We start from the raw sequence: 1,009 nt of genomic DNA, 5'->3' as shown, positions 1-1,009 counted from the left end.
CGGCCTCGCGGGCGAGATCACGGCGACAATCCAAGAGGAGGCGCTGTACTACCAGGAGGCCCCGATCAACCGCGTGACTGGCTTCGACGTCCCCTACCCGCTGTACGCCCTGGAGGACTACTACCTGCCCGAGGACACGCGAATCGAGGACGCGATCCGGGAGACCTGCGGGGTGTAGGATGGTCCGCGAGTTCGCACTCCCCGACATCGGCGAGGGACTGGCCGAAGCCGAGATCGTCTCCTGGCTCGTCGACCCCGGCGAGACTGTCTCAGAGGACCAACCACTCGCGGAGGTCGAGACCGACAAGGCGGTCGTCGAAGTCCCTTCGCCGGTCGACGGGACGGTCGAGGAGCTCCTCGCCGAGCCCGGCGAGGTGGTCCCCGTCGGGACGGTGATCGTCACGTTCGCCGTCGACGGCGAGGCGGCCGACGCGGACGCCGACGCCGCGGGGACGACGGGAGCCGGTTCCGCAGCCGACCCTACGGCCGGCACCACTGGCTCTGATCCGGAACCGGCTGACGGCCGAACCTTCGCCTCGCCGACCACCCGGCGATTGGCCCGCGAACTCGGCGTCGATATCGGCGCTGTCGACGGGAGCGGTCCCGGCGGCCGGATCGCCGACGCCCGGGATCGACTCGAAGTGGTCCTCGAGCGGCACCAACCCAGCCAGCACGTTCGGGACGAACGCGCCCTCGGGTAGCGGATCGCGGGGCTGCAGACAGCAAACGCCGACCGGCTCGTCGTCCGCGGTCATGGTGGCGTAGATCGGGTCCGTCGCCCCCGACACCCAGGCCTCGCGGGCGACATCGGGCGGCGCGACGCCGACCGCAAACCCCATTTCGACGCGGTCGAGCTGTTCCAGCGCCGTCAGCCGCCAGGGATCCGACTCGGCCTCGGGGTCGCCCTCGAGGGTCGCCTCGATCCGGTCGCCGGTCCGCAGTCCGTCGACCGACGGCTGCAACTCGCCGTAGCCGGACTGATAGACGGTGTAGAGCGTCGGCGCGTCGA

At 70.8% G+C, this 1,009-nt stretch carries 2 protein-coding genes; both read left to right on the top strand.

The annotated features are described in order from the left end of the window. On the top strand, positions 1–178 hold a 178-nt coding region (locus DP106_RS15425), incomplete at its 5' end, for a transketolase C-terminal domain-containing protein (protein WP_276310105.1). 1 nt (position 179) lies between these two features. Beyond that, positions 180–701, top strand: coding sequence for a biotin/lipoyl-containing protein (locus tag DP106_RS15420; protein ID WP_120086658.1), 522 nt, complete (start codon positions 180–182; stop codon positions 699–701). Positions 702–1,009: the final 308 nt, after the last annotated feature.

Origin of the sequence: Halonotius pteroides, assembly GCF_003605635.1 — an archaeon.
Taxonomy (GTDB): domain Archaea; phylum Halobacteriota; class Halobacteria; order Halobacteriales; family Haloferacaceae; genus Halonotius; species Halonotius pteroides.
The sequence above is the reverse complement of the archived record's forward strand: the minus strand, read 5'-3'. Positions and strand labels throughout refer to the sequence as shown.

Coding starts and splice junctions, on each gene's coding strand:
- DP106_RS15420 (WP_120086658.1), top strand. CDS start 180: ATGGTCCGCGAGTTCGCACTCCCCGACATCGGCGAGGGACTGGCCGAA.